24 protein-coding genes are annotated in these 24,788 nt (G+C 70.8%); 10 read left to right on the top strand and 14 right to left on the bottom strand.

The genetic code is table 11. The features are described 5' to 3' along the window. The first annotated feature begins 340 nt into the window (after window positions 1–340). The 7 genes from QQM67_RS29550 (at window position 341) to QQM67_RS29520 (ending at window position 4,617) form a co-directional block, all read left to right on the top strand. Window positions 341–919 carry a cupin domain-containing protein gene (locus QQM67_RS29550; RefSeq protein ID WP_314178284.1) on the top strand — a complete coding sequence of 193 codons (579 nt, stop codon included), beginning with the start codon at window positions 341–343 and terminating at the stop codon, window positions 917–919. After that, window positions 916–1,380 (top strand): rhodanese-like domain-containing protein, encoded by a 465-nt coding sequence (locus QQM67_RS29545; protein ID WP_314178282.1) that lies wholly within the window; start codon window positions 916–918, stop codon window positions 1,378–1,380. The genes QQM67_RS29550 and QQM67_RS29545 overlap by 4 nt, the downstream gene beginning before the upstream one ends. After that, window positions 1,377–2,381: a dihydropteroate synthase gene (folP, locus tag QQM67_RS29540; RefSeq protein WP_314178280.1), complete on the top strand. Its 1,005-nt coding sequence runs from the start codon at window positions 1,377–1,379 to the stop codon at window positions 2,379–2,381. Before QQM67_RS29545 ends, folP begins: the two co-directional genes overlap by 4 nt. Then, a complete protein-coding gene (locus QQM67_RS29535; RefSeq protein WP_314178278.1) occupies window positions 2,378–2,857 on the top strand; it encodes a nuclear transport factor 2 family protein in 480 nt (159 codons plus the stop codon). The genes folP and QQM67_RS29535 overlap by 4 nt, the downstream gene beginning before the upstream one ends. A gap of 301 nt (window positions 2,858–3,158) precedes the next feature. Beyond that, window positions 3,159–3,518: a dihydroneopterin aldolase gene (gene folB, locus QQM67_RS29530; RefSeq protein WP_314178275.1), complete on the top strand. Its 360-nt coding sequence runs from the start codon at window positions 3,159–3,161 to the stop codon at window positions 3,516–3,518. Next, the gene (folK, locus tag QQM67_RS29525; protein ID WP_314178274.1) at window positions 3,515–4,111 is read left to right on the top strand and encodes a 2-amino-4-hydroxy-6-hydroxymethyldihydropteridine diphosphokinase; all 597 of its coding nucleotides are present in this window, start codon (window positions 3,515–3,517) and stop codon (window positions 4,109–4,111) included. The genes folB and folK overlap by 4 nt, the downstream gene beginning before the upstream one ends. Before the next feature lie 14 nt (window positions 4,112–4,125). After that, entirely contained in the window at window positions 4,126–4,617 is a 492-nt protein-coding gene (locus QQM67_RS29520; protein ID WP_314178272.1) for a DUF3180 domain-containing protein, read from the top strand. Between the two features lie 37 nt (window positions 4,618–4,654). Here QQM67_RS29520 and folE read toward each other — a convergent pair whose 3' ends face one another. From folE to dacB, 6 genes are all read right to left on the bottom strand, one after another. Then, the gene (folE, locus tag QQM67_RS29515) at window positions 4,655–5,263 is read right to left on the bottom strand and encodes a GTP cyclohydrolase I FolE (protein ID WP_314178270.1); all 609 of its coding nucleotides are present in this window, start codon (window positions 5,261–5,263) and stop codon (window positions 4,655–4,657) included. A gap of 120 nt (window positions 5,264–5,383) precedes the next feature. Then, the gene (ftsH, locus tag QQM67_RS29510) at window positions 5,384–7,408 is read right to left on the bottom strand and encodes an ATP-dependent zinc metalloprotease FtsH (protein ID WP_314178268.1); all 2,025 of its coding nucleotides are present in this window, start codon (window positions 7,406–7,408) and stop codon (window positions 5,384–5,386) included. A 172-nt stretch (window positions 7,409–7,580) separates the two neighbouring features. Next, entirely contained in the window at window positions 7,581–8,120 is a 540-nt protein-coding gene (gene hpt, locus QQM67_RS29505) for a hypoxanthine phosphoribosyltransferase (RefSeq protein ID WP_314178377.1), read from the bottom strand. Between the two features lie 83 nt (window positions 8,121–8,203). Further along, window positions 8,204–9,289 carry a tRNA lysidine(34) synthetase TilS gene (tilS, locus tag QQM67_RS29500; RefSeq protein WP_314178266.1) on the bottom strand — a complete coding sequence of 362 codons (1,086 nt, stop codon included), beginning with the start codon at window positions 9,287–9,289 and terminating at the stop codon, window positions 8,204–8,206. Window positions 9,290–9,598: 309 nt separating this feature from the next. Beyond that, complete coding sequence (locus QQM67_RS29495) at window positions 9,599–10,732, bottom strand: zinc-dependent metalloprotease (RefSeq protein ID WP_314178263.1); 1,134 nt, start codon at window positions 10,730–10,732, stop codon at window positions 9,599–9,601. Between the two features lie 108 nt (window positions 10,733–10,840). After that, entirely contained in the window at window positions 10,841–12,469 is a 1,629-nt protein-coding gene (gene dacB / locus QQM67_RS29490) for a D-alanyl-D-alanine carboxypeptidase/D-alanyl-D-alanine endopeptidase (RefSeq protein WP_314178261.1), read from the bottom strand. A gap of 85 nt (window positions 12,470–12,554) precedes the next feature. Here dacB and QQM67_RS29485 point away from each other — a divergent pair, with 85 nt between their 5' ends. Beyond that, window positions 12,555–13,046, top strand: coding sequence for an inorganic diphosphatase (locus tag QQM67_RS29485; protein WP_028432807.1), 492 nt, complete (start codon window positions 12,555–12,557; stop codon window positions 13,044–13,046). 190 nt (window positions 13,047–13,236) lie between these two features. Here the strand turns inward: QQM67_RS29485 and QQM67_RS29480 are convergent, their stop codons facing one another. The 7 genes from QQM67_RS29480 to QQM67_RS29450 all read right to left on the bottom strand — a co-directional run bounded on the left by QQM67_RS29480 (window position 13,237) and on the right by QQM67_RS29450 (window position 21,056). Continuing rightward, window positions 13,237–14,892, bottom strand: a complete 1,656-nt coding sequence (locus tag QQM67_RS29480) for a threonine/serine exporter family protein (RefSeq protein ID WP_399067898.1) — start codon at window positions 14,890–14,892, stop codon at window positions 13,237–13,239. 212 nt (window positions 14,893–15,104) lie between these two features. Beyond that, window positions 15,105–15,869, bottom strand: coding sequence for an ABC transporter permease (locus QQM67_RS29475; RefSeq protein WP_314178373.1), 765 nt, complete (start codon window positions 15,867–15,869; stop codon window positions 15,105–15,107). Between the two features lie 11 nt (window positions 15,870–15,880). After that, on the bottom strand, window positions 15,881–16,957 hold the full coding sequence (locus tag QQM67_RS29470) for an ATP-binding cassette domain-containing protein (protein ID WP_314178258.1): 1,077 nt from the start codon (window positions 16,955–16,957) through the stop codon (window positions 15,881–15,883). A 105-nt stretch (window positions 16,958–17,062) separates the two neighbouring features. Continuing rightward, window positions 17,063–17,683: a PadR family transcriptional regulator gene (locus QQM67_RS29465; protein WP_314178256.1), complete on the bottom strand. Its 621-nt coding sequence runs from the start codon at window positions 17,681–17,683 to the stop codon at window positions 17,063–17,065. A gap of 171 nt (window positions 17,684–17,854) precedes the next feature. After that, entirely contained in the window at window positions 17,855–18,439 is a 585-nt protein-coding gene (locus QQM67_RS29460; protein ID WP_314178255.1) for a DinB family protein, read from the bottom strand. Between the two features lie 193 nt (window positions 18,440–18,632). Beyond that, window positions 18,633–20,090 carry an aldehyde dehydrogenase family protein gene (locus QQM67_RS29455; RefSeq protein WP_314178253.1) on the bottom strand — a complete coding sequence of 486 codons (1,458 nt, stop codon included), beginning with the start codon at window positions 20,088–20,090 and terminating at the stop codon, window positions 18,633–18,635. 99 nt (window positions 20,091–20,189) lie between these two features. Next, on the bottom strand, window positions 20,190–21,056 hold the full coding sequence (locus QQM67_RS29450; RefSeq protein WP_314178372.1) for a helix-turn-helix domain-containing protein: 867 nt from the start codon (window positions 21,054–21,056) through the stop codon (window positions 20,190–20,192). A 323-nt stretch (window positions 21,057–21,379) separates the two neighbouring features. Here QQM67_RS29450 and QQM67_RS29445 point away from each other — a divergent pair, with 323 nt between their 5' ends. Then, complete coding sequence (locus tag QQM67_RS29445) at window positions 21,380–21,907, top strand: ATP-binding protein (RefSeq protein WP_314178251.1); 528 nt, start codon at window positions 21,380–21,382, stop codon at window positions 21,905–21,907. Window positions 21,908–22,110: 203 nt separating this feature from the next. On the opposite strand, the gene QQM67_RS29440 is transcribed toward QQM67_RS29445, so the two are convergent. Then, window positions 22,111–22,350, bottom strand: a complete 240-nt coding sequence (locus tag QQM67_RS29440) for a DUF397 domain-containing protein (RefSeq protein WP_314178249.1) — start codon at window positions 22,348–22,350, stop codon at window positions 22,111–22,113. Window positions 22,351–22,751: 401 nt separating this feature from the next. Here QQM67_RS29440 and QQM67_RS29435 point away from each other — a divergent pair, with 401 nt between their 5' ends. Beyond that, window positions 22,752–24,740 (top strand): ABC transporter ATP-binding protein, encoded by a 1,989-nt coding sequence (locus QQM67_RS29435; RefSeq protein ID WP_314178248.1) that lies wholly within the window; start codon window positions 22,752–22,754, stop codon window positions 24,738–24,740. The last annotated feature ends 48 nt before the right edge of the window (window positions 24,741–24,788 follow it).

The raw sequence follows: 24,788 nt of genomic DNA, 5'->3' as shown, positions 1-24,788 counted from the left end.
CGAGACCGGTTGCACAACCCGTCGCGACCCGCTGCGGTCCGGCACGGGACCGTCCGGCCCGACCAGCATCGGGACCGTACCGGGGGACCCGCATCGGCACCCGTCCCGGGACCCTCACTAGGGCCCTCGTCCCGGCCTGCGGACGCAAGTTGACCGGCACAAGGTCTCGTGCTTCACTCCACCGCATGAACGGCACCGAGTTGCACCCCTGGCGGAGGGTCCACCTGGATCTGCTCCGCTACGTGGGCTGCCTGTGTCGTCCGTCCTGCTGATCAAGTCAGGCCATTCGGCGCGCTCTTGGTGAGCGCGCCGCCCTCGATCACACTCAGGACGGTTCTCCGTGTCATCCGCATCCCCCGCAACAGCTGTGTCCGATTCTGGTTCCGCTCCGGAAGCGGCGTCCGCGCCCGCGCCCGGCAAGGCGCCGGCGCCCACCGAGGCGGAGCTCCTCGACTTCGTACGCAGGACCGCCGCCGACGCCGAGCTCATCGCCTCCCTCCCCCTCGACCCCGAGGGCCGCACCTGGCTCCGGCTCAACGGCCCCGGCGGCAGCGAGGCCTGGATCATCGGCTGGCCCCCCGGCACCGGCACGGGCTGGCACGACCACGGCGGCTCGTACGGCGCACTCGCGACCGCCGGCGGCCGGCTCACCGAGCAGTCCCTCGCCGCCCGGCTCCCCACCGAAGGGTGGAAGACCCTGGAGCTCGCGGACGGCGTGGACCGCGAGCGGCAGCTTCCCGCCGGCAGCGGCCGCGCCTTCGGCCCGCACCACGTGCACCAGGTCCTCAACGAGACCGAGGAGGAGCACGCGGTCTCCGTGCACGCCTACTACCCGCCGCTGCCGCTCATGCGCCGCTACAGCCGCACGGGCGGACTGCTGCGCCTGGAGCAGGTCGAGCGCCCGGGTGAGTGGGAATGACGGAGGTCCCCAAAGCGCCCGCGTACGACGGCGAGAGCCCGAGCCGCGTCGACTCCCTGCTGGAGTCGGCCCGCTCGGGCCTCGCCCGCCTCACCGCCGAGGACGCCGCACGCGCCCAGCGCGACGAGGGCGCGCTGCTGGTGGACATCCGTTACGCCGCGCTGCGCGAGCGCGACGGCACGATCCCCGGCGCGCTGATCGTCGAGCGCAACGAGCTGGAGTGGCGTCTCGACCCGACGTGCCCCCACCGCTCCCCCGAGGCCACCGGTCCCGACCTGCCGGTCGTCGTGGTGTGCAACGAGGGCTACGCCTCCAGCCTGGCCGCCCGTTCGCTCCAGGCCCTGGGCCTGCACCGGGCCACGGACCTCGACGGCGGCTTCCAGGCCTGGCGCGCCGCCGGACTCCCCGTCGCCCCACCCGTCGCCCTTCGAGCGGAGGCTCGCCCTACGCTGGAGCCATGAACCCATCGCGTGGCCGCGTCACCGGACTCCCGGACTGGAACCGCTGTGCCGTGATGGGGGTGGTCAACGTCACTCCGGACTCCTTCTCCGACGGCGGCAAGTGGTTCGACATCGAATCCGCCGTGAAGCGCGGCCTCGATCTGGTCACCGAGGGCGCCGACCTGGTCGACGTCGGCGGCGAGTCGACGCGTCCGGGCGCTCCCCGCGTCGACGAGGACGAGGAGCTGCGCCGGGTGCTCCCGGTCGTACGGCGCCTGGTCTCCGAGGATGTGCTCGTCAGCGTCGACACCATGCGGGCCTCCGTCGCCGAGCGGGCCCTGGAGGCGGGCGCGGTCCTCGTCAACGACGTCAGCGGCGGCCTCGCGGACCCCCGCATGGTTTCGATGGTGGCCTCCGCCGAGGTGCCCTTCGTGGTCATGCACTGGCGCGGCCAGTCCATCGACATGAACAACCGCGCCGTCTACGCCGACGTGATCGCTGAGGTCGTCACGGAGCTGCGCGCGAGCCTCGACCGCGCGGTGGACGGCGGCGTCTCCCCGGACCGGATCGTGGCCGACCCGGGACTGGGCTTCGCCAAGCAGGCCGAGCACGATCTGCGCCTGGTGGCCGAACTCCGGCGGCTGCGCGAGGAGTTGGGCCGCCCGCTGCTGGTGGCCGCCTCCCGCAAGCGGTTCCTCGGCCGCGTGCTCGCCAGCACCGACGGTGCGCCGGTGCCGCCTGCCCGCGAGCGGGACGCCGCCACGGCCGCCGTCTCCGCCCTGGCCGCCCGCGAGGGCGCGTGGGCGGTGCGCGTGCACGAGGTACGGGCGAGCGCGGACGCCGTCCGCGTCGTACAGGCCGTCGAGAGCGCCGCGCAAGGCCAGGACCCGGACGCCGAAGACCCCGGCGGCCCACCGATCAGCGCGAGCCCGGGCAGTACGGGCAGTACGGGCAGTACGGGCAGTACTGCGGGCAGCACGGAAGAGACCCCGGGCACCGACCGTGCGGGGCGGCACGGGTGAGCCGGGGCGCCCGTACGGACATCGAGGCGGTCGAAGCCGCCAACACGGCCCTGTACGACGCCGTGGAGCACGCCGACCTGGACGCCCTGCAAGAGCTGTGGATGGACGACGGCATCAGCGTCGTGCACCCCGGCTGGCCGGTGCTCACCGGCCGGGAGGAGGTGCTGCGCTCCTACGCCCTGATCATGGCCAACACGGACTACGTGCAGTTCTTCCTCACCGACGTCGAGGTCTCGGTACACGGCGACACCGCCCTGGTGAGCTGCACCGAGAACATCCTCAGCGGCGGCCCCGCCGAGGACGACGGCTCCGCCGGCCCGCTCGTCGGCGGGCTCGTCGTCGCCACGAACGTCTTCCGCCGTGACGGGGGCGGCCGTTGGAAGGTGTGGTCGCACCACGGCTCGCCGGTCCTTGTCGAGCGCGAGGACGAGGACGAGGACGAGGGCGGCCTCGACGACGGCGACGTCCAGCTCTGACCCACGCCCTCCCCGGTCGGCCCTGCCCGCATCGCCCGCCGGTCGCCTGCGCACCCCCGCGCACGCCCCGCCTCGCGGGGCTCGTGTCCGTACGCCCCACCGCGTCGACGCATTCGCGCCACCCCGTGTGTGTCCCGTGCCACTCCTTCGCAGCAGCCCATCCGGAATGCGAGCGTGGGCCTCGGCGCTGTCGGGTAGGCACCCGCCCCGGGCAGGTACCTCACCGCCCGTGGGTAGATTCGATGCGGAAAAAGGCGCGCCCGCGCCGCTGCGACCAGGACCGAGGACGGGAGTGATACGCGTGGACCACCTCGCACTGCGGGGTCTCCGGGCCCGCGGGCATCACGGAGTCCTCGAGCGGGAACGGGAGGAGGGCCAGACCTTCGTCGTCGACGTGGAGCTGGGCCTGGACACCCGGCCCGCCGCGTCCGCCGACGATCTCACCAAGACCGTTCATTACGGCGTTCTCGCCGAGGAGATCACGGGGCTCGTCGAAGGAGAGCCCGTCGACCTGATCGAGACCCTCGCGCAGCGGATCGCCGACGCCTGTCTCGCACAGGAGCGCGTGCAGGAGGCAGAGGTGACAGTGCACAAACCGGACGCCCCGATCACCGTCCCCTTCGACGACGTGACCATCACTATCAAGCGGAGCCGCGCATGACGCCGAACAGTGACCCGACCGTACAGCCGGTGCCCGCGTCCGTCGTTCATCAGGTGGATGCGGCCGACACCACCCTCCACAACCCGCAGCAGGCGGTGATCGCTCTCGGCAGCAACATGGGCAATCGCCTGGAAAGGCTCCAGAGCGCCGTCGACGCGCTCGCCGACACCCCGGGCCTCAAGGTCCTCGCGGTCTCGCCCGTCTACGAGACGGAGCCCTGGGGCGTGGAACCGGGCAGCCAGGCCTCGTACTTCAACGCCGTCGTGCTCGTACGTACGACGCTGCCGCCCGGCTCCCTGCTGGAGCGCGGCCACGCGATCGAGGAGGCTCTCGAACGCGTGCGGGACGAGCACTGGGGGCCGCGCACCATCGACGTCGACATCGTCGCCTACCAGGGCGTCGTCTCGGACGACCCCAGGCTGACCCTGCCCCACCCCCGAGCCCATGAGAGGGCCTTCGTGCTCGTGCCGTGGCACGACGTGGACCCGGGCGCCGAGGTGCCGGGCCGTGGCGCGGTGGCGGAGCTCCTGTCCGCAGTGGGACACGATGGAGTCGCAGCCCGCACGGACCTGGAACTCAGCCTGCCCGAGTAGTCGTTGGGAACCCCGTGAAGGAACTGCGTATCCCCGTGCTGGCGGGTGTCTTCGTCGTCGCCGGGGTGCTTGCCTGGGCGGTCGCACGGCTGTGGAACTCGCTGGGCACGCTGCCCGCGGTGCCGGTCGCGGCTCCCGTCGTACTGGCGATCATCGCGACCGTGCTGCTGGCCACCGCCCTCTCGCTGCGCTCCCGGCTCAAGGCCCAGCGCGAGCGCGAACCGGGCGCCAAGGGCGTGGATCCGATGATGGCGGCGCGAGCCGTCCTCTTCGGGCACGCCAGCGCCCTGGTGGCGTCGCTGGTGGCCGGGATCTACGGAGGCGTCGGGGTCGCCCTGCTGATGGATCCGTCCGAAGCTCCCGCGCGCGAGGACCAGGCGATCTACGCGGGCCTGTCCGTGGCGGCAGGCATCGCGGTGGTGGCGACGGCGATCTTCCTGGAGCGGGTCTGCCGGCTTCCCGAGGACGACGACAACGACGACCCGTCGGCATCGGCCCGCGCCTGACGGCCGGACCGACGTCTCCCGCTTCGTCTGACGCTTCTCAGCGCAGGATCAGGCTCATCGCCTCGGACCGCGTCGCCGCGTCCCGCAACTGCCCGCGCACCGCGGACGTCACGGTCTTCGCTCCCGGCTTCCGGATGCCGCGCATGGACATGCACATGTGCTCGCACTCGAGGACGACGATCACGCCGCGCGGCTCCAGTATCCGCATGAGCGACTCGGCGATCTGCGTGGTCAGCCGCTCCTGCACCTGGGGCCGCCGCGCGTACACGTCCACGAGGCGGGCCAGCTTCGACAGACCGGTGATCTTCCCGTCCGCGGACGGGATGTAGCCGACGTGCGCGACGCCGTGGAACGGCACCAGATGGTGCTCACACGTGCTGAAGACCTCGATGTCCTTCACGAGGACCATCTCGTCGTGGCCGAGATCGAACGTCGTCGTCAGCACGTCCTCGGGACGCTGGTGCAGGCCCGCGAACAGCTCCTTGTACGCCCGCGTCACGCGGGCGGGAGTCTCCAGCAGCCCCTCGCGGTCCGGGTCCTCGCCGACCGCGATCAGCAGTTCGCGCACGGCGTTCTCCGCCCGCTTCTCGTCGAAGTCGGCCTGCGGGAACTCGCCCTCCGCGCCGAGCGTCACCGGGTCGGTCATCTGCTGCCTCGTTCCTGTACCTGCCTCATACGAAATCAGCCACGCCCCTCAGGTTTCACAACCCGGGGGGCGCGGCTTGAATTCCACGGCCCGCTGTGGGCCGTCACACAGTGGCTGGTGTCAGTTCTCCGTCGGATCGGCCGGCTCGACGATGGCTTCCGAGGGGCCGATCTCCTTGCCGCCGCTCTTGTCGAGGCTGGGCGCGGAGCCGTTCCCGTTGCTCAGTGCCGGGGACGAGACCGGAGGACGCGTCGACGGCGTACGCCGCGAGGAGCCCGTCCAGGCCGGGCGGGTCGGACGCTTGACGACCGGAGCGAAGATCTCGGCGATCTCCTCCTTGCCGAGCGTCTCCTTCTCCAGCAGCGCGAGGACCAGGTTGTCGAGGACGTCCCGGTTCTCCACCAGGATCTCCCAGGCCTCGTTGTGCGCCGTCTCGATCAGGCTCTTGACCTCCTCGTCCACCAGCCCGGCAACCTCCTCGGAGTAGTCGCGCTGGTGGCCCATCTCCTTGCCCAGGAAGGGCTCGGACTGGTCGGAGCCGAACTTGATCGCACCCAGCCGCTCGGTCATGCCGTACTGCGTGACCATGGCACGGGCGGTCGCGGTGGCCTTCTCGATGTCGTTCGCCGCACCCGTGGTCGGGTCGTGGAAGACGAGCTCCTCGGCCGCGCGCCCGCCCAGCATGTACGCGAGCTGATCGAGCATCTCGTTGCGCGTGGTCGAGTACTTGTCCTCGTCCGGCAGCACCATCGTGTAGCCGAGGGCACGGCCTCTGGAGAGAATCGTGATCTTGTGTACGGGGTCGGAGTTCGGCGAAGCCGCCGCGACCAGGGCGTGCCCGCCCTCGTGGTACGCGGTGATCTTCTTCTCCTTGTCGCTCATGATTCTGGTCCGCTTCTGCGGACCGGCGACGACCCGGTCGATCGCCTCGTCCAGATACCTGTTGTCGATCAGCTTCTGGTCACCGCGGGCGGTGAGCAGCGCGGCCTCGTTCAGCACGTTGCTGAGGTCGGCGCCGGTGAAGCCGGGCGTACGGCGGGCGACCGCACCCAGGTCCACGTCGGGCGCCATCGGCTTGCCCTTCTGGTGGACCTTGAGGATCTCGTGCCTGCCCTGCATGTCCGGACGGTCGACGGCGATCTGCCGGTCGAAGCGGCCGGGACGCAGCAGCGCCGGGTCGAGGATGTCGGGCCGGTTGGTGGCGGCGATCAGGATGACGCCGCCCTTCACGTCGAACCCGTCCATCTCCACCAGCAGCTGGTTCAGCGTCTGCTCGCGCTCGTCGTGACCGCCGCCCATGCCGGCGCCGCGGTGGCGGCCGACGGCGTCGATCTCGTCGACGAAGACGATCGCCGGGGCGTTCGCCTTGGCCTGCTCGAAGAGGTCACGGACGCGGGACGCACCCACACCGACGAACATCTCGACGAAGTCGGAGCCGGAGATCGAGTAGAACGGCACCCCGGCCTCGCCGGCGACCGCGCGGGCCAGCAGCGTCTTACCGGTGCCGGGCGGCCCGTACAGCAGCACGCCCTTGGGGATCTTGGCGCCGACCGCCTGGAACTTGGCGGGCTCCTGGAGGAACTCCTTGATCTCCTGGAGCTCTTCGCACGCCTCGTCCGACCCCGCGACGTCCGAGAACGTCGTCTTCGGGGTGTCCTTGGTGATCAGCTTGGCCTTCGACTTGCCGAAGTTCATCACCCGCGAGCCGCCGCCCTGCATCTGATTCATCAGGAACAGGAAGACGACGATGATGAGCACGAACGGCAGGAACGACAGCAGCATCCCGACGAACGGGTTCTGCTGCTGCGGCGCGACCGTGTACCCCTTGGGGATTTCCTTCTGCTCGAACTTGCTCTGGAGCTTCTTGGCGAGGTCGACACCTTGGTTGTCGATGTAGCTCGCCTTGATCTTGTCGCTGTCCTCGACCTTGGCGCCGTCCTTGAGCTCGAGCTTGACGATCTGCTCGTCGCCCGTCGTGAGCTCGGCGGACTTCACCTTGTCCTGGTCGATGGCCTGGACGACCTGTCCCGTGTCAACAGTCTTGAAGCCGCCGGACGAGCCGACGACCTGCATCAACACGACCACGGCGAGGACGGCCAGCACGATCCACATGACCGGCCCGCGGAAGTATCGCTTCACGTCCATCCATACGGAGCGCGTGCGCCCCGTCCCTCCTGCCACAGTGAGTTGAAAAGGCTGACCTTCGGACGGTACCTCAGCATTGTCTCAGGGCGCCGCCGAGGACGGTCAAACAGAACCGTCCTGGCTCCTCCAACGGAGCGCGGCCCCGCATGGTTCCCGCTGGGTGCCGGGCCTCTCAGCCGCCGTAGACGTCCGGGGCGAGCGTGCCGACGAACGGAAGGTTGCGGTACTTCTCCGCGTAGTCGAGCCCGTAGCCGACGACGAACTCGTTGGGGATGTCGAACCCGGCCCACTTCACGTCGATCGCCACCTTCGCGGCGTCCGGCTTCCGCAGCAGCGTGCACACGTTCAGCGACGCGGGCTCACGCGACCCGAGGTTGGAGAGCAGCCACGAGAGCGTCAGCCCCGAGTCGATGATGTCCTCGACGATCAGGACGTGCTTGCCCTTGATGTCGGTGTCCAGGTCCTTGAGGATGCGGACCACTCCGGAGGACTGGGTGCCCGCGCCGTACGAGGAGACGGCCATCCAGTCCATGGTGACCGGCGTCGACACGGCACGTGCCAGGTCGGCCATCACCATCACGGCACCCTTGAGCACGCCGACCAGGAGCAGTTCGCGGCCCTGGTACTCCTCGTCGATCTTCCCGGCCAGCTCGGCCAGCTTCGCGTCGATCTCTTCTTTGGTGATGAGCACCGACTTGAGGTCGGTGCCCATGTCTTTCTCGTCCACGCGTGCCGCTCTCGGTCGAGGTCTCCGGCCCACGCGGCCGCCGGCCGGGACCGCCCCGTGAGGGACGGTCAGCCGGTCGGTGTCGGCGGGGTCTGTGAGCCATGCCGGATGACCAGTCTGCCACCCTGCCTCGCGGCCTCGACACGGCCCGGCAGATTGATGGCGCGCTGGCCCCGCCAGGCCGTGATCAGCCTGTCGACTTCCTCGAGATGACGGGCGAAGAGCGAACCCGAGGGCGCTCCCGCGGCGACGGCCGCGCGGCGCAGCACACGGCGGCGGACAGCGGACGGGAGTGCGTAGAGCCGGGCGGTGTCCAGCTCCACCCCGTCCCAGCCGTCGGTGCCGGGCTGGTCGGTTCGCACGGACCGCTCGGCCTGGAGGGCCCAGGCGTCGAGCGCGTCGGCGTCGTCGCGGGAGAGGCGTGCGGTACGGGCGAGCGCCTCGATCACGCCCTTGCCCAATGCTTTCTCCAGCATGGGCAGGGCCTCGTGGCGCACGCGGGAGCGGGTGTATGCGGGGTCGTCGTTGTGGGGGTCGTCCCAGACCGGGAGGGACTGGGCGAGGCAGGCCTTGCGCGTGGTCTGCCTGTCGATGGCCAGGAACGGGCGCCGGTAGCGGTCCGCGGGGCCGGTGACCTCCGCCATCCCCGAGAGGGAGCGCGTGCCGGAACCGCGGGCCAGCCCGAGAAGCACCGTTTCAGCCTGGTCGTCACGGGTGTGTCCGAGCAGCACGGCCTTCGCGCCGTGGCGCTCGGCCATGTCGTCGAGGGCCTCGTACCGCGCGGTGCGCGCGGCTGCTTCGGGGCCGGTGTTCGTACGGCCGATGGTGATGGCGATCGATTCGACGGGATGGAGTCGGAGGGAGGTGAGCCGCTCGGCGACCTCCTGCGCGCGGTCGGCCGATCCGGGCTGGAGGCCGTGGTCGATCGTCACGCCTCCGGCGCGCAGGCCGAGTCGGGGGGCTTCGAAGGCGAGGGCGGAGGCGAGCGCCATGGAGTCGGCGCCGCCGGAACAGGCCACGAGGACGAGCGGGGGCTCGCCCGGGCTGCGGGTGTCGCCGGCGCTCTCACTGACGACGGCTTGTTCACTGAGGACGTCGTGAAGTGCGCGGCGAACCGCCAGACGTATTGCAGCGACCGCGGGGTGGGGACCCATGTCCGATTCACTTCCTCGAAGGAGTCTTGTCACGCTGAGTGTGTCGATGGTGACAGAGATGGGGGTGTTCCCAGAGCATCGCACGCGGACCGGGCATTCTCGGTCCCTCGGACGAGTGATTACCGGGGCTTCCTGTGGTCCGTGCCCGCCCCGCAGAGTAGCCCCCGGCGCCCGGCGGCATGCCTCACGTGCGCATCACCGGGCCCTCCCCTCCCCGTGCTCGTCCCCGTACTCGCGGCTGCTGCGAGTGGCCGAGCCCGGCGGTCGCTTCGCGGGTGTCTCCGCCGACCGGGCCCGGGGCGCCGTGGTTCAGGAGCGCATGCGCGCGATCCAGTCGCCGGGGCTGCCGATCTCGGACTTCGTGGGGAGCGTGTTGGGCGAGGTCCAGACGCGGTTGAAGCCGTCCATGCCCAGCTCCTCGACGACCGCCCGCACGAAGCGCTCGCCCTCGCGGTACTGGCGCAGCTTCGCGTCGAGGCCGAGCAGCTTGCGCAGCGCCTGGTCGAGGCGTCCGGCTCCGGTGGCGCGGCGCTTCTGGAACTTCTCGCGGATCTCCGCGACGCTCGGCACGACCTCCGGTCCGACGCCGTCCATCACGTAGTCGGCGTGGCCCTCCAGCAGGGACATCACGGCCGTGAGGCGGCCGAGGATCTCGCGCTGCGTGGGCGTCTGCACCAGCTCGACGATCCCGGCCCGCTCGGTCTGGGGCTTCTCCTCGGTGCCGGTGCTCTGCGTGCGGCCGCCGGACAGGGACTGAGCCGCCTCGCGCAGGCGCTCCAGCAGCGTCGAGGGGTCCATGTCCGTCTCGCCGAGGAAGGAGTGGATCTCGCCCTGGATGTGGTCGCGGAGCCAGGGGACGGACGCGAACTGCGTGCGATGGGTCTCCTCGTGCAGGCACACCCAGAGGCGGAAGTCGTGCGGATCGACGTCGAGTTCGCGCTCGACGTGCACGATGTTCGGCGCGACGAGCAGCAGGCGCCCGCCGCCGTCGGCTCCGCCGGGCAGCTCGCGCGTCGCCGGTGCGAACGTCTCGTACTGCCCGAGCACGCGCGAGGCGAGGAACGACAGCAGCATGCCGACCTCGACGCCCGTCACCTTGCCGCCGACCGCGCCCAGCACCGCTCCGCCGGGGGTTCCGGCGCGGCGCTCCCGCACCTTGGACAGCAGCGGCGAGAGCAGTTCCCTGAAGCCGGCGACGTTGGCGCGGACCCAGCCCGGCCGGTCCACGACCAGGACCGGGGTGTCCCTCTCCCCGGGCCGGTCGGACCCCATGCGCGTGAATCCGCGGACGTGCTCCTCGGACGCCTTCGCATGGCGGCGGAGCTCCGAGACGACCGCTCGCGCTCCCTCGCGGCTCACTTCGGGGCCCGGCCGTGCGAGCCGGGTCGCGGTCGCGACCGCGAGATTCCAGTCGACCATCTCCACACCACCGAGGCTCGTCATTCCTTCACGGTACGTGGCAGCGCCGCCCGGTGGGAGGCTGCGCCCTGCGCCGCAGGTGGGCGGCCCGCGGGCGCCCGTGCGGGCACCCGGGTACCCCGCGTGTGCGGCTCAGCCGTCGGACGGCGAATCGCGGCAGCCGCAGTTGGCCAGGGCGGCGGCGAGGTCGTCGAGGGAGCCCTGAGCGGCCTTTCCGTCGCCGGCGCCGGACGTCATGAAGGCGAAGACCAGCATCCGGCCGTCGGCGTCCACGACGGTCCCGGCGAGGGCGTTGACCCCCGTGAGGGTCCCGGTCTTCGCCCGTACGAGACCGGCGCCCTGCTTGCCCTTGTCGTCGCCGTACCGGCTGCCCAGGGTGCCTGTGAAGTGGGCGACCGGCAGGCCCGTCAGCACCGGCCGCAGCCCGGCGTGGTCCGGGTCGGCGGCGCGTACGAGGAGGCCGGTGAGCAGCGCGGGCGAGACCTTGTCGGCTCGGGCGAGGCCGCTGCCGTCGGCGAAGTGCGCGCCCTTCAGGGGCACGCCGAGCTTGCCCAGGCGGTGGCGTACTGCCTTGCCCGCGCCCTTGAAGCTCGCGGGCTCCCCGGAGGCGACGGCGGTCTGGCGGGCCAAGGCCTCGGCGATGTCGTTGTCGCTGTAGGTCAGCATGCGCTCGACGAGCGCGGAGAGCGGGGCCGAGCGGTGTACCGCCAACTCCTTGGCCCCGTCCGGGGCTTCGGCCTCTTTCGGATCGCCCTTCACATCGACGCCGTGCTTCGCGAGCGCGCCCGCGAAGGCCTTGGCGGCGTCCTTCGCGGGGTCGGTGGAGCGCGGGGCGGGGCCGTGCGCCGGGGCGCCGCCGTCCTCGTCGCCGCCGGAGGAGCCTGCGAGGCGCGCCTCGTCGACCATGAGCGGGCTGACGGGCGCGAGGTTGTCGTTGGTGCCGATGGAGTGGCGGACGGGACCGCTGTAGCGGGAAGTGTCGTACCGGACGGAGACCTTGCCGCCGTGGCCGCGCAGTCCGCGGGCCGCGTCGCGCGCCATGTCGTCGAGCGCGCCCGCGCTCAGAGTCGGGTCGCCGCCGCCGACGAGGACGACCTCGTCCGCGCTCTTGCCGCGAACTGCCCTTGTCTCGATGCGGTGTTCGGCACCGCGTGCGGAGAGCGCGGCGACGGCCGTCGCCAGCTTCACGGTCGAGGCCGGGGTCGAGGCGGAGCCGGCCTTGGTGGCGTACAGCTTCTTCCCGGTGGCGGCGTCGACCACGGAGACGGCGCGGCGCTTGCCCAAGTCGCCGTCCTTCAGGAGCGGTTCGAGGGCATCGGCGAGCGCTTCCTCGCTCGGGGGCGGCACGCCCGCCGCACCCGGGCCGTGCGAGGGCTTGGCGTCCCGGCCGCCGGCTGCCGCGTCGCTGCGTACGGCGTCCATGTCGAGTGCGGCCAGCACCTCCGGCGCTCCGGGAGCGGCCTTGCCGCCGGACCCTGTACCGGTGTGGTTCCCGCCACTTAGCCCGTCCCGGGCGGCTGCGCGGGAGCGCTCGGCCGTACGCTGGCCCGAGTCCCACGGTCCGCTCGTGGCCACCGCCGTGACGGCGATCACCAGTCCGAGTGCGGCAGCACCGGCCGTCACTCCCACGGTCTGCCGCTGCTGCGGAGTCGCGGTCCGCCAGCGCTGCCGGATCCGCCGCCCGTGACGACGGGCGCGGGCGCGGACGTTCCGGTATGCCCGGATCGCGGTGTCACGCACCTCTGAGGCGGTGTCACGCACCTCGATCAGCCCCTTTCGCGCCCGTGTACGTGCGTAGGGGACACTTAATCACCAGATACATGTGCTGATCATTGAGGAGCCTTCCTTGGAGTTCGACGTCGTCATCGAGATCCCGAAGGGTTCGCGGAACAAGTACGAGGTGGATCACGAGACCGGGCGCATCCGGCTGGACCGGCACCTCTTCACCTCGACCGTGTACCCGGCCGACTACGGCTTCGTCGACCACACCCTCGGCGAGGACGGCGACCCGCTGGACGCGCTCGTGCTGCTCGATGAACCCACTTTCCCCGGATGCATCATCAAGTCCCGTGCGATCGGCATGTTCCGCATGACGGACGAGGCGGGAGGCGACGACAAGCTGCTGTGCGTGCCGGCGTCCGACCCGCGCATGGAGCATCTGCGGGACATCCACCACGTGAGCGAGTTCGACCGGCTCGAGATCCAGCACTTCTTCGAGGTCTACAAGGACCTGGAGCCCGGCAAGTCCGTCGAGGGTGCGAACTGGGTCGGCCGTGCCGAGGCCGAGGCCGAGGTCGAGGCGTCGATCAAGCGGCTTGAGGCCCACGGCGACCACTGAAGCACCGGAGCGGGCAGCGGGCGAGACGGGAGCGTGCAAAAGGCGTACCGAGGTGCCGAAGAGCCGAACTGCCGAACTGCGCAAGTGCAGATGTGCCGAAGGGCCGGCGTCCCGGAGACGTACGTACTGCATCGCGAAGGGCGCGCCCCGGGCGGAGGGCGCGCCCTTCGCGATGTGCGGGCGCCCGCGTCTAGAAGCCGCGGGTGCGCTTGGCCGCGCGGCGGCCGGGCAGCGGCGTCTCGACGCCGGGGCTCTTGATGAACAGCCGGGCGAGCTCCCCGCCCAGGTTGACGCCGATGGCGATGGCGAGCGCGAGGGCGCAGGCCCGCGAGATGCTCAGGATGCCCTCGTCCATGTGGCCCTGCGCGATGTTGAGCAGCCCGAAGTACGTGGCGCTGCCCGGCAGCAGCGGACCGATAGCCGCCGTGATGTACGGCAGCGACGACGCGAACTGGTACCGGGACATCAACTGCCCGAAGAGGCCGACCAGTCCGGCCGCGGCGACCGTCGCCGGGACCGTGTTGACGTTCACCGGAGGGTTGGACAGCGCGCCGTAGACCAGCCACGCCACTCCGCCGTTGAGGGTGGCCAGCAGCACGGTGTGACGTTCCTGCTGGAGCAGTACGCAGAAGGCCAGCGCCAGCAGCATCGCCGCGAAGAGCTGGAGCACCGGGCGTACGGCGCCGTGCGTGCTCTCCGGCGTGAGCTCCGCGCCCAGCTTGGAGCCGATGTAGAGCATCACCAGCACGCCGCCGACGATCCCGACGACGAGGTAGATCACCTCCAGCAGACGGGCGGCCGCCGTGATGTAGAAGCCGGTCAGCCCGTCGTGCACGGCGGCGACCAGCGCCCGGCCGGGGATCAGCGCGAAGAGGCCACCGGTGATGACGGCCGCGGCCTGGAGCTTCGTGTCGTTCGAGGACCCCGCCAGCGCCACCGCGACGCCCATGGCGGCGGGCGGCACCGCCGCGACCGCGAACTGGTAGAACTCCGGCAGCCCGCGCCCCGCGCACAGCCACGCGAGCCGGTCGCCCAGCATCGCCCCCACCGCAGCCAGTACGAAGACGAGGCCGTCGCCGCCGACGAGCAGCGACGCCGCGCCGGAGAGCGCACCGCTCGCCAGCGTGAGCGCGTTCTTGGAGTACGGGTGGCGGTTGCGGCGGATGGCGGCGAGACGCCGGTAGGACTCCTCCAGGGTCACGTCGCCCTTGGTGATGTCGTCGACGAGGCGGAAGACGGCGGCCAGACGCGTGTAGTCGGTGCCGCGGCGCCGCACGGTGCGGCCGACGGTCACCGGGTCGTCGACCAGCGACGGCTGGTGCGTGATCGAGATCAGCGTGAAGGTCACGGTGGGTTCGCAGCGGTCGAGCCCGTACGCGTGTGCCACGCCGAACATCGCCGCCTCGACGTCCTCGGCGCCCTCGCCCCCCGCGAGCAGCAACTCTCCGATGCGGAGCGTGAGGTCGAGCACGCGCGGCACGGCCACGCCCGACTCGGTGTCCTCGGGGCGGCTCGGCCTCTCCGGCGCCGGGCGCTCGGCGAGGGGCATGCGGATCATGGTGCGCATCCGGTCCTGCCAGGGGGCGCCCGGCTTGACCAGCGAGACCTTCGGAATGCCCTCGGGCGGGGTGAAGGCGCTGCCGAACTCCGTCGGCGGGGACGTCAACAGGCCCTCGGGGACGGCGAATTCGGAGGTGGGCTCCTCGTCTTCCGGTATGCGCGGCAGGGGCATGCCCTGAGGCGGCGTGAACGCGCTGCGCACCTCGTCGGCGAGGTGCTGCCTCGCCTCGTCCGAGGTGTCCACTTGCTCCGCCGAACGGCCGTTCCGCTTGGGCTCCCCGACCACTCTCTGCCTGCTCCTTGCACGCTTGCGTCCGCGGCCTTCGCCGCCTCCGCCCCTTGGACGGAAGCATAAGGTCGCCGCCGTACCGAGGTCCCGGTCAGGGTGCCCGTAGTGATGCGGACCGACACGCGTGCGACGGTACGGGGCAAAGGCGGGCGAGGTGGTGCGCGGGCCCCGCCACAAGGGGCGGCGGGGCCCGCACTCCGACCCGGGCCTCAGCGCCCCAGCGCGCGGTACCGGCTCACCGAGAGCGCGAAGAACGCCGCGGACAGCGCCAGCGGCCAGACGACCGCGAGGAGCAGCGCGTGCTCCGCGGGCCACGAACCGCCGCCGCCCCAGACGGGATTGCCGAAGAGCTCCCGTACGGCCTGGGCGGTGGCGGACATCGGGTTCCACTCGGCGATCGAGCCCATCCAGCCCGGCATGGTGCCGGGAGAGGTGAACGCGTTCGAGAGGAACGCCACCGGCCACACGAGGATCTGCACCGCCTGCACCGACTCCGGCCTGCCCGCGACCAGGCCGAGGTAGATCCCGGTCCACAGCAGGGAGAAGCGCAGCAGGAGCAGCAGGCCGACCGCCGCGAGCGCGGCCCCGGCGCCGCCGTGCCACCGCCACCCCATCGCGAGCCCGACGGCGAGCAGTACGAGCAGGCTGAGCGCCGACTGGAGCATGTCCAGGACGCTCCGCCCGACGAGCACCGCGGACGGCGACATCGGCAGTGAGCGGAACCTGTCGATCACGCCCTTCGTGAGGTCCTGCGTCAGCGCGATCATCGTCGACTCCAGCCCGAAGGCCATGGTGAGCGCGAGCATGCCGGGCACCAGGAACTCGCGGTAGTTCTCCACGCCCATGCCGCCGCCGAGGAAGTACCCGAACATCACCAGCATCAGCACGGGGAACGCCAGGCCGACCAGCACCTGCACGGGCTGCCGCCGCCAGTGCGCGAGGCCGCGCCGGGTCATCGTCCAGGAGTCGGTCATCACGTAGGTGCTCACGCGACCGCCTCCGAGGAGTGCGCGGGCTGTTCCGCGGAGGCGTCCGCCGGTTCGGCTTGCGGGAGGCCGGTCCGGCGTCCGTCCGTGAGGTACAGGAAGACCTCGTCGAGGGTGGGCCTGCGCAGCGCCACGTCCTCGGCCTCGATTCCGGCCTCGCCCAGCGCCCGTACGGTCTCGGTCAGCGCGGCCATCCGGTCCGCGACGGGTGCGCTCACCAGCCGCCGGTACGGATCGCGCTCGACGGCGTCCGTAGCGGCCCGGGCACCCGTGCCACCCGCGTCGCCGCCCGTACGCGAGACCGCCGCGGCCACGGCCGACGCGGCGGCGGCGAGGTCGGAGGCGTCGCGCACCACGACGTCGATGCGGTCGGCACCGAGGCGGGCCTTGAGCTCGTCGGTGCTTCCCTCGGCGACCACCTGTCCGCTGTCGATCACGGCCACGGAGTCCGCGAGTTGGTCCGCCTCCTCCAGATACTGCGTCGTGAGCAGCACGGTGGCTCCGCCGTCCGCGAGCGAGCGCACCGCGTCCCACACCTCGGTGCGGCCACGCGGGTCGAGGCCGGTCGTCGGCTCGTCGAGGAAGAGCACGTCCGGGGCGCCGCCGTCCACGGTGCCGAGCAGCGACACCGCGAGATCGAGCCTGCGGCGCATGCCTCCGCTGTACTGCCGCACGGCCTTGCGGCCGGTTTCCGCGAGGCCGAAGCGCTCCAGCAGTTCGTCCGCGCGCGTCCCCGCCCTGCGCGCGCCGATGTGGTGGAGCCTCCCGAACATCTCCAGGTTCTCCCGGCCGCTCAGCTCCTCGTCGAGAGCCGCGTGCTGCCCCAACAGGCCGATGCGGCGGCGCACTTGGTCCGGGCACCGCGTCACGTCCCAGCCCGCGACCTCCGCCCGCCCGGCGCTCGCGCGGACCAGGGTGGCCAGGACGCGTACGAGCGTGGTCTTGCCGGCGCCGTTGGGGCCGAGGAGCCCCTGGACGGTGCCCCGCGGCACGGTCAGATCCAGACCCGCGAGCGCGTGCTTCCCCCCGTAGTCCTTGTGCAGCCCCTCGGTCACGATCGCGTGATCCGTGTCCATCCCGCTTCCTCCGCTGCAATTGGTCAAATTTGACTACCTGCTTTCGCAGACTAACCGGAGCCTGGGGGATTAGTCAAAGTTGATGAGTCGGTTCGACGAGACGGTTCACTTCTGCGCGTACGGGTTCTCCGCACCGGCCGGCAGCACGTTGACCTCCCGCTCGCCCTCGCCCGCCATCACGAACGCGCCGTTCCGCAGGCGTTCCACGAGACCGCGCGCCCACTGCGCGCCGCTGTCGGCGTTGTGCACCCAGAGCTTCATGATCTCGCCGATGTGGCCCCACTCCTCGGGGGTGGACTCGTCCGGCGTCCAGTGCCGCGTGACCTCGCGGCGCCACTCCTCCAGGGCCGCGATGCGCTTCTCGAGCAGGTCGACGGCCTCCTCGCGCGGCAGGTCGACGATGAAGCCCACGCCCGAGGTGAGCATGTCCTGCTTCTCGTCGATCGACGTCAGCGCGTGCCGCAGCAGCTTCATGAACTCGGCCTCGCCGGCGTCGGTCAGCTCGTACTGCGTACGGGGCGGGCCGCCGGCGGTGCTCGGTGCGGTCTCGTACGGGCGCAGCAGGCCCTGCTTCGCCAGCTGCTTGAGCGCGTGGTAGATCGATCCCGGCTTGGCGTTGGACCACTCGTGGGCGCCCCAGAACTCCAGGTCGTTGCGGACCATGTAGCCGTGCGCCCGTCCGTGCTGACGCACCGCTCCCAGCACCAGCAGCCGGATCGCCGACATCGTCTCCCTCTCGCCCTGCGGGCCGTTCGCACCCGGTGGCCCCGCGTCGACGCCAGCCTAGACGGGCGGTACGCGGGGCAGAGACGGGGCCGGGGCCGGGCAGTGACCGGGCGGGGACCGGGCGGAGGCGCTGCGGAGCCGGGGAATCGGGACCGCCGGAGCCGGGGCTCCCTACTTCGGGGGCTCGCTGCCGAAGGCCGCCCAGTCCGGCTCGGGCATCGCACCCGTCTCGAAGACGAGGTCGAAGGCGCCCTTGCCGTCGATGCTCTCCCGGATCACATCGGCGTGGCCCGCGTGCCGTGCCGTCTCCTCGATGAGGTGCAGCACGGCCCAGCGCCAGGAGCGCTTGCCGCCCTCGTCCCACGGGACCTTGGGCGCGACGAACGTCTCGTCGAGCGAGTCGAGGGCGAGGACGGCCGCGTCGGTCTCGCGGGCCACCTGCTCGTACAGGCCGAGCAGCGCTTCGACGGTCTCGCCCGCGCCGGGAGTGAAGCTGCCCTGCCACTCCGCGGAGGCCGCCGCGAAGTCGTACTCCTCGCCGTCCGCCTGGAGTCTGCGCAGCCAGCCGCGTTCCCCGAGCGCGACGTGCTTGAGCACACCGGCCAGCGAGAGCGCGCTCGCCGACGGGACGCTGCGTGCCTGCTCCTCCGTCATTCCGTGCAGCGCGCGCCGGATGCCGCCGCGCTGGGCGTCGAGATACGCGAGGAGCGCGCCGCGCTCGTCGCCGGGTGCCTCGGGCTTCACCACTACGGGCATGGTCGTCACCTTCCGCCGGGAGCCGCCCTGTCCGGCGCCTCTGTGAAGACCACGCTATGAAGGCTTGCGGTCAGCAAGCGTCCTCAAGGCCCGCGGGTTCCGAAGAGGATTGCGAACCGGCTTCCGAAGCGGATTGCGAAGCGGTCTCGCGGGGCCACGGAAGCGGGGAGCGGCGGGGCGGGAACGACCGGGCTCAGAAGGGGAAGCCGCTGCGGTCGTGCTGGATCGAGATCCACTTGATGGTGGTGAACGCCTCCACCATCTGCTCGCCGTTGAGACGGCCCAGCCCCGAGTTCTTCTCGCCGCCGAACGGGACGATCGGCTCGTCGGCCACCGTCGTGTCGTTGATGTGGACCATGCCCGTGTCGATCCGGTGGGCCACGCGCAGACCGCGGTCGATGTTGCCTGTGTGCACGGCGCCGCCCAAACCGTACGGGGTGTCGTTGGCGACGCGCACGGCCTCGTCGTCGCCGTCCACCGGGATCACAAGGGCCACGGGGCCGAGGATCTCCTCGCGCAGGGCCGCCGACCCGTCGGGCAGGTCGGTGAGGATGCTGGGCGAGACGAGGTTGCCCCGCTTCGTGCCGCGCACGAGGGCGGTCGCCCCGTCCGCGATGGTGCGCTCCACAAGGGAGTTGACCTTGTCGGCCTGTACGGCGTTGATGAGCGGGCCGATCTGCGTGTCCGGATCCCTCGGGTCGCCGACCTTCAACGTCTCCACCTTGGCGGTGAACTTGTCGGTGAACGCCTTGCACACGTCCTGGTCGACGATGATGCGGTTGGCCGACATGCACACCTGACCCTGGTGCACGAAGCGGCTGAAGACCGCGGCGTCCACCGCGTAGTCCAGGTCGGCGTCGTCGAGGACGAGAAGGGCGCTGTTGCCGCCCATCTCCAGCACCGCGCGCTTGAAGTGCGAGGCGGCGACGGTCGCGACCTGGCGGCCGACCGGCTCGGAGCCGGTGAATGCGATGACCTTCGGCACCGGGTGGGAGATGAAGATGTCGCCGATCTCGGCGGTGTCGGTGATCACGACGTTCAGCAGGCCGGGCGGAAGTCCCGCCTGCTCCAGCACCTTGGCGACGAGCGAGCCGCCGCACACCGGCGAGTTCTGGTGCGGCTTGAGGACGACGGCGTTGCCGAGCGCGAGCGCCGGGGTGACCGTCTTCAGCGAGAGCAGGAACGGGAAGTGGTACGGCGTGACGACGCCGACGACCCCCACGGGGACGCGGTGTACGCGGTTCTCCTTGCCGTCGACGGGCGACGGCACGATGCGGCCCTCGGCGCGCAGCGCCAAGTGGACGGTCTCGCGCAGGAATTCCTTGGTCTGGTGGAGCTCGATGTCCGCCTTCAGCCGGGTGCCGCCGACCTCGGCGATGAGCGCCTCGCTGATCTCCTGCTCGTTCTCCTCGATGATGCGGATCGCACGCTCGAAGACCTGCCGCCTCGTGTACGGATTCGTCTTCGCCCAGTCGCGCTGGTGCCTCTCGGCTGCCCTGTACGCGCGGTCGACCTCCTCGGAAGTGGCGACCGTGATGGAGGCGAGCTTCTCGTCGTTGAACGGGTCGAAGTCGATGACGTCCCAGGAGCCGCTGCCCTGGCACCACTGGCCGTCTATGTACTGAAGCGCCAGGTCCGTGAAGTAGGACATGTCATTCCTTCGTGGGGCAGGAGCAAGCCGAGCGATGTCGCCTTGGGGGCGCGACACAGCACCAACTCCGTACTGATGACCGGTCATCGTACTTGCAATTCAGCCGAGTTGGCGTATTGCCTGTAGATGATCGCGCGTACGCGTCGGGGAGAGACTGTCCTTGACCAACCGGCTCAACACCTGGTCATAGTGAGCTACTTCATCTTTCTTGTCCAGGTAAAGAGCACTGGTCAGCTGCTCCAGATACACCACATCGTTGAGGTCCGACTCCGGGAAACGCAGGAGTGTGAAGGCTCCGCTCTCGGCGGGATGCCCCCCGAGCTCGAACGGGACCACCTGAACGGTGATGTTGGGCGACTCCGAGACCTCGGCGAGATGCCTCAGCTGGGCGTCCATGATCGCGTGCGAGCCGAACGGGCGGCGCAGCGCCGCCTCGTCGAGGATGCAGAGGAAGTTCGGTGCGTTCTCACCGAGCAGCAGCTTCTGGCGCTCGACGCGGAGCGCGACCCGTCGCTCGACCTCGTCGTGCGGGATGTGGCTCTGGTGCCCGGCTATGACGACGGCGCGTGCGTACTCCTCCGTCTGCAACAGGCCGTGCACGAACTGCACTTCGTACGTGTTGATGTGGGAGGCCGAGCCCTCCAGGCCGACGTATGTCTGGAACCAGCCGGGCAGCACGTCGCTGTAGCTGTGCCACCACCCGGCTATGCTCGAATCCCGCGCGAGGCCGAGCAGCGGCTCGCGCTCGCTGTCGTCGACGACTCCGTAGAGCGTCAGCAGATCGGCCACATCGCGGGCCTTGAAGCTCACACGGCCCAACTCCATTCTGCTGATCTTGGATTCGGACGCGCGGATCGAGTAACCGGCGGCCTCCCGGCTGACTCCGCATGCCTCGCGGAGCCGGCGGAGCTGAGACCCGAGCAGGATTCGGCGCACCATCGACCCGCTTGAGCCACTCGCCCCGATTGCGCCGCCGCTCGCACCCATTGCCGGTTGTGTCTCCATTTTCGAGAAACCCTTCACCCTGCTCTGAAGGAAGTGTGCCATCAATGCGCTTCGTTGCGTGCCCGGGTGATTACACACGATCGAAAGTCTCTCGTGCACGTGCATCTGCCCTTGCATCTGCCGAGGGCATTGGGAACCATGGGGATCGCACAAGTGCCCTGCATGCCAGCGCAGTTGTGGCACACGGGGAACGGCAGACGAGGAACAGCGAGACCCATCGGGACAGCAAGCCGACCGGATCCACACAGGATCATCACTGCCGCGAACGCCAGGAGTGGCTCGTCATGGGGACCGAAGGATCGACCGTGCTGGAGCCGCTGTGGCGCGGGCTCCCGCACCTCGACCACGCGACCGTCTCCGGTTCCGCCACCTGCGCGCTGCCCGCGCGGTTCGACGCGGTGAAGAGCGCACGCGACTTCACTCGCGAGACCCTTCAACGGTGGCAGCTGGACGGCGAGTTCGACACCGTCGCGCTGGTCGTCTCGGAACTGGTGACCAACGCGCTGCGGCACGGGCTGCCGGCCCCTCCGGCACCCCCGCCCGCGCCGGCGCCCGAACTCGCCTCCCCCGTGAGACTGGACCTGATGAGATGGGCGGCCCGGCTGGTGTGCGCCGTACGCGACCCGAGCGGCGCACCGCCCGAGAGCACCAACAACTGCACCGAGTACGGGGACTTCACAGCCGAATCGGGTCGCGGGCTGTGTCTGGTCGAGTCGTTCAGCGACGGCTGGGGCTGGCATCCGCTGACCGGCATGATGCGCGGCAAGGTGGTCTGGGCGCTGTTCCGGCTGACACCCGTGCGGGCGGTTTAGCGGGCGGGGCATCTCGTTACGGCTGACCGCCGTCCGGCTCGCCCGTCGTATGTAGGTCGCCCGGCGTGCCCGTCCCGTCGCGTCCCCGGAGCCGACGGCGCCTCAACTCCCGCCGATCGTCGGTGATTTCACCCGGAGACCGGCTCAACCTCCACCGGGCGGCATGCGTCTTCACGGTCGGCCCCGGTGCCGCCGCGGCGGGGTCAGTCCTGCACGAGGTGGTCGAACTCGCCGTCCTTGACGCCGAGAAGCATCGCTTCGACCTCGGCGGGTGTGCAGACCAGCGCCGGGCCGTCCGGGAAGCGTGAGTTCCGTACGGCTATGTCGCCGCCGGGAAGCCTTGCGAACTCCACGCAGGTGCCCTGCGAATTGCTGTGCCGGCTCTTCTGCCACTCGACCCCGTGCAGGTCCCTGGCGGCCATGCCGTTGTACGGGTGAGGCACTTGGATCTCCCGGGCTGGTGCGGTGGGGGGTGTCGCACGGTGCGCGGTACGGACACCGCTGTCCGTCGTCAACTGCACTGGATCATAACCTCGTTCATGTGCCTATGCATGTGCCGATGCACGTGCACGACACCCTGTCGCTGCGCCATCACAGCCGGTCAAAGCCCCTTGCGGACCGCTGATCACCCGTCACCCGGAGTCTTCTGCTTCCGCTTTCCCGCGAGCCCGCGGCGCTCTGCACGTCACGTCCCGTGACCCCACGTGACGTCCCGCGCCGCGCGCCACGAGCCGCACCGCGCCTGACGAGCCGTACCGTCCGCTCTTGACTTCAAGGAAACTTCAACTTCTACGGTCGTCCCGTACCGCCCACATCCGCCACCAGGCACCCGCAGGAGAGACCGATGAGCATGGAGACGACCGCGTGGCACGCCCTCTACGCGTCACGCTTCGCCCAGCAGGACAAGCGTCCCTTCTCGCGGGCCACTTTGAGACGCATTCTCCGGTTCGCCCGCGGCCACCGCGGGGCGCTCGCCGCGTTCCTGGCCTTCAGCAGCGCGCTCGCGCTGCTCACCGTCGCCACTCCCCTCCTCGCCGGCCGGGTCGTCAACGCCATCACGAGCGGAGCCCCGGTCCGTACCGTCGTCGTCCTCTCGTCGGTGATCGCGCTCATCGCCCTCGCCGAGGCCCCCACGGGACTCCTCACGCGCTGGCTGTCGGCCCGCATCGGCGAGGGCCTCATCCTCGATCTGCGCAGAGCGGTCTACGACCATGTGCAGCGCCTGCCCGTCGCGTTCTTCACGCGCACGCGTACGGGCGCGCTCGTCAGCAGGCTCAACAACGATGTGATCGGGGCGCAGCGGGCGTTCAGCAACACCCTCTCCCAGGTCGTCAGCAACCTCGTCACGCTGCTCGCGACCCTCGTGGTGATGCTCCGTCTGTCGTGGCAGATCACGCTGCTGACGCTCCTGCTGCTTCCGCTCTTCATGCTGCCTGCCCGCAGGATGGGCGCCCGGTTCGCCCGGCTGGAGCGCGAACGCGCCGACCACAACGCCGCGATGGGCAACCAGATGACCGAGCGCTTCTCGGCCCCGGGCGCCACGCTCGTGAAGCTCTTCGGCCGGCCTCAGGAGGAGTCAGCCGAGTTCGCGCGCCGCGCCGGACGCGTACGGGACATCGGCGTCCGTACGGCGATGGTCCAGCACATCTTCATCGCGTCGCTCACGCTCGTCTCCGCGCTCGCGCTCGCTCTCGTCTACGGGCTCGGCGGCTACTACGCGCTGCGCGGCACCCTCGACCCGGGCACCGTGGTCTCCCTCGCGCTGCTGCTCACGCGGCTGTACGCGCCGCTGACCGCGCTCGCCGGCGCGCGGGTCGAGGTGATGAGCGCGCTCGTGAGCTTCCAGCGGGTCTTCGAAGTGCTCGACCTCAAGCCGCTGATCGACGAGAAGCCGGACGCGGTGACGGTGCCGGAGGGGCCCGTCTCCGTGGAGTTCGACGATGTGCGGTTCGCCTATCCGTCGCCGGAGAAGGTCTCGCTCGCCTCGCTGGAGGACGTCGCCACGCTCGACGCACGCGGCGGCGAGGAGGTGCTGCACGGCGTCTCCTTCCGCGCGGAGCCCGGGCAGATGCTGGCGCTGGTCGGCTCGTCGGGGGCGGGCAAGTCGACGGTCGCGTCCCTCGCCCCGCGCCTCTACGACACGGACAGCGGCACGGTGCGGATCGGCGGCACGGACGTACGCGACCTCACCGCGGCCTCGCTGCGCCACACCCTCGGCATGGTCACGCAGGACGGGCACCTCTTCCACGACACGATCCGCGCCAACCTGCTGCTGCCCCGCCCCGAGGCCGGAGACGAGGAGCTGTGGGACGCGCTGCGCCGCGCACGCCTCGACGGCCTGGTCGCCGCGCTCCCCGCGGGCCTCGACACCGTGGTCGGCGAGCGCGGCTACCGGCTCTCGGGCGGCGAGCGTCAGCGGCTGACCATCGCACGGCTGCTGCTGGCGCAGCCCCGCGTCGTGATCCTCGACGAGGCGACGGCCCACCTCGACTCGACCTCGGAGGCCGCCGTGCAGGAGGCGCTGGGCGAGGCGCTCTCCGGACGCACATCCGTGGTGATCGCGCACCGGCTCTCGACCGTACGGGCCGCGGATCTCATCCTCGTCATGGAGAGCGGACGCATCGTGGAGCGCGGCACGCACGACGAACTGCTCGCGCTCGGCGGACGCTACGAGCAGCTGTACCGGACGCAGTTCAGCGAGCGGCCCCCGCTGCCGGACGCGGAGGTACGGGTCGCGCCGGACGTCCCCGGCGGCGTCCCCGCGGAGCCGTCCGGCGAGTCACCCGTGCAGAGCAGCCCAGCGGGCGGCGTCCCGGGCCCCGGCGCAGGCTGAGTCCAGGGTCGCCACGCGCGGGGCGGACCCCTCCAAGGCACCGGCAAG

It is taken from the genome of Streptomyces winkii, from assembly GCF_032248595.1.
GTDB classification, from domain to species: domain Bacteria; phylum Actinomycetota; class Actinomycetes; order Streptomycetales; family Streptomycetaceae; genus Streptomyces; species Streptomyces winkii.
Note: the sequence above shows the minus strand (reverse complement) of the source record. Positions and strands in the feature narration are given on the sequence as shown.

Excerpts from the sequence above, each read along its gene's own strand:
- QQM67_RS29460 (WP_314178255.1), bottom strand. The coding sequence starts at position 18,439 with ATGCCCGTAGTGGTGAAGCCCGAGGCACCCGGCGACGAGCGCGGCGCG.
- QQM67_RS29445 (WP_314178251.1), top strand. The coding sequence starts at position 21,380 with ATGGGGACCGAAGGATCGACCGTGCTGGAGCCGCTGTGGCGCGGGCTC.
- folE (WP_314178270.1), bottom strand. The coding sequence starts at position 5,263 with ATGACCGACCCGGTGACGCTCGGCGCGGAGGGCGAGTTCCCGCAGGCC.
- hpt (WP_314178377.1), bottom strand. The coding sequence starts at position 8,120 with ATGGGCACCGACCTCAAGTCGGTGCTCATCACCAAAGAAGAGATCGAC.
- QQM67_RS29465 (WP_314178256.1), bottom strand. The coding sequence starts at position 17,683 with ATGTCGGCGATCCGGCTGCTGGTGCTGGGAGCGGTGCGTCAGCACGGA.
- QQM67_RS29470 (WP_314178258.1), bottom strand. The coding sequence starts at position 16,957 with ATGGACACGGATCACGCGATCGTGACCGAGGGGCTGCACAAGGACTAC.
- QQM67_RS29435 (WP_314178248.1), top strand. The coding sequence starts at position 22,752 with ATGAGCATGGAGACGACCGCGTGGCACGCCCTCTACGCGTCACGCTTC.
- QQM67_RS29495 (WP_314178263.1), bottom strand. The coding sequence starts at position 10,732 with ATGACGAGCCTCGGTGGTGTGGAGATGGTCGACTGGAATCTCGCGGTC.
- QQM67_RS29545 (WP_314178282.1), top strand. The coding sequence starts at position 916 with ATGACGGAGGTCCCCAAAGCGCCCGCGTACGACGGCGAGAGCCCGAGC.
- folP (WP_314178280.1), top strand. The coding sequence starts at position 1,377 with ATGAACCCATCGCGTGGCCGCGTCACCGGACTCCCGGACTGGAACCGC.
- ftsH (WP_314178268.1), bottom strand. The coding sequence starts at position 7,408 with ATGGACGTGAAGCGATACTTCCGCGGGCCGGTCATGTGGATCGTGCTG.
- QQM67_RS29475 (WP_314178373.1), bottom strand. The coding sequence starts at position 15,869 with ATGACCGACTCCTGGACGATGACCCGGCGCGGCCTCGCGCACTGGCGG.
- QQM67_RS29455 (WP_314178253.1), bottom strand. The coding sequence starts at position 20,090 with ATGTCCTACTTCACGGACCTGGCGCTTCAGTACATAGACGGCCAGTGG.
- tilS (WP_314178266.1), bottom strand. The coding sequence starts at position 9,289 with ATGGGTCCCCACCCCGCGGTCGCTGCAATACGTCTGGCGGTTCGCCGC.
- folK (WP_314178274.1), top strand. The coding sequence starts at position 3,515 with ATGACGCCGAACAGTGACCCGACCGTACAGCCGGTGCCCGCGTCCGTC.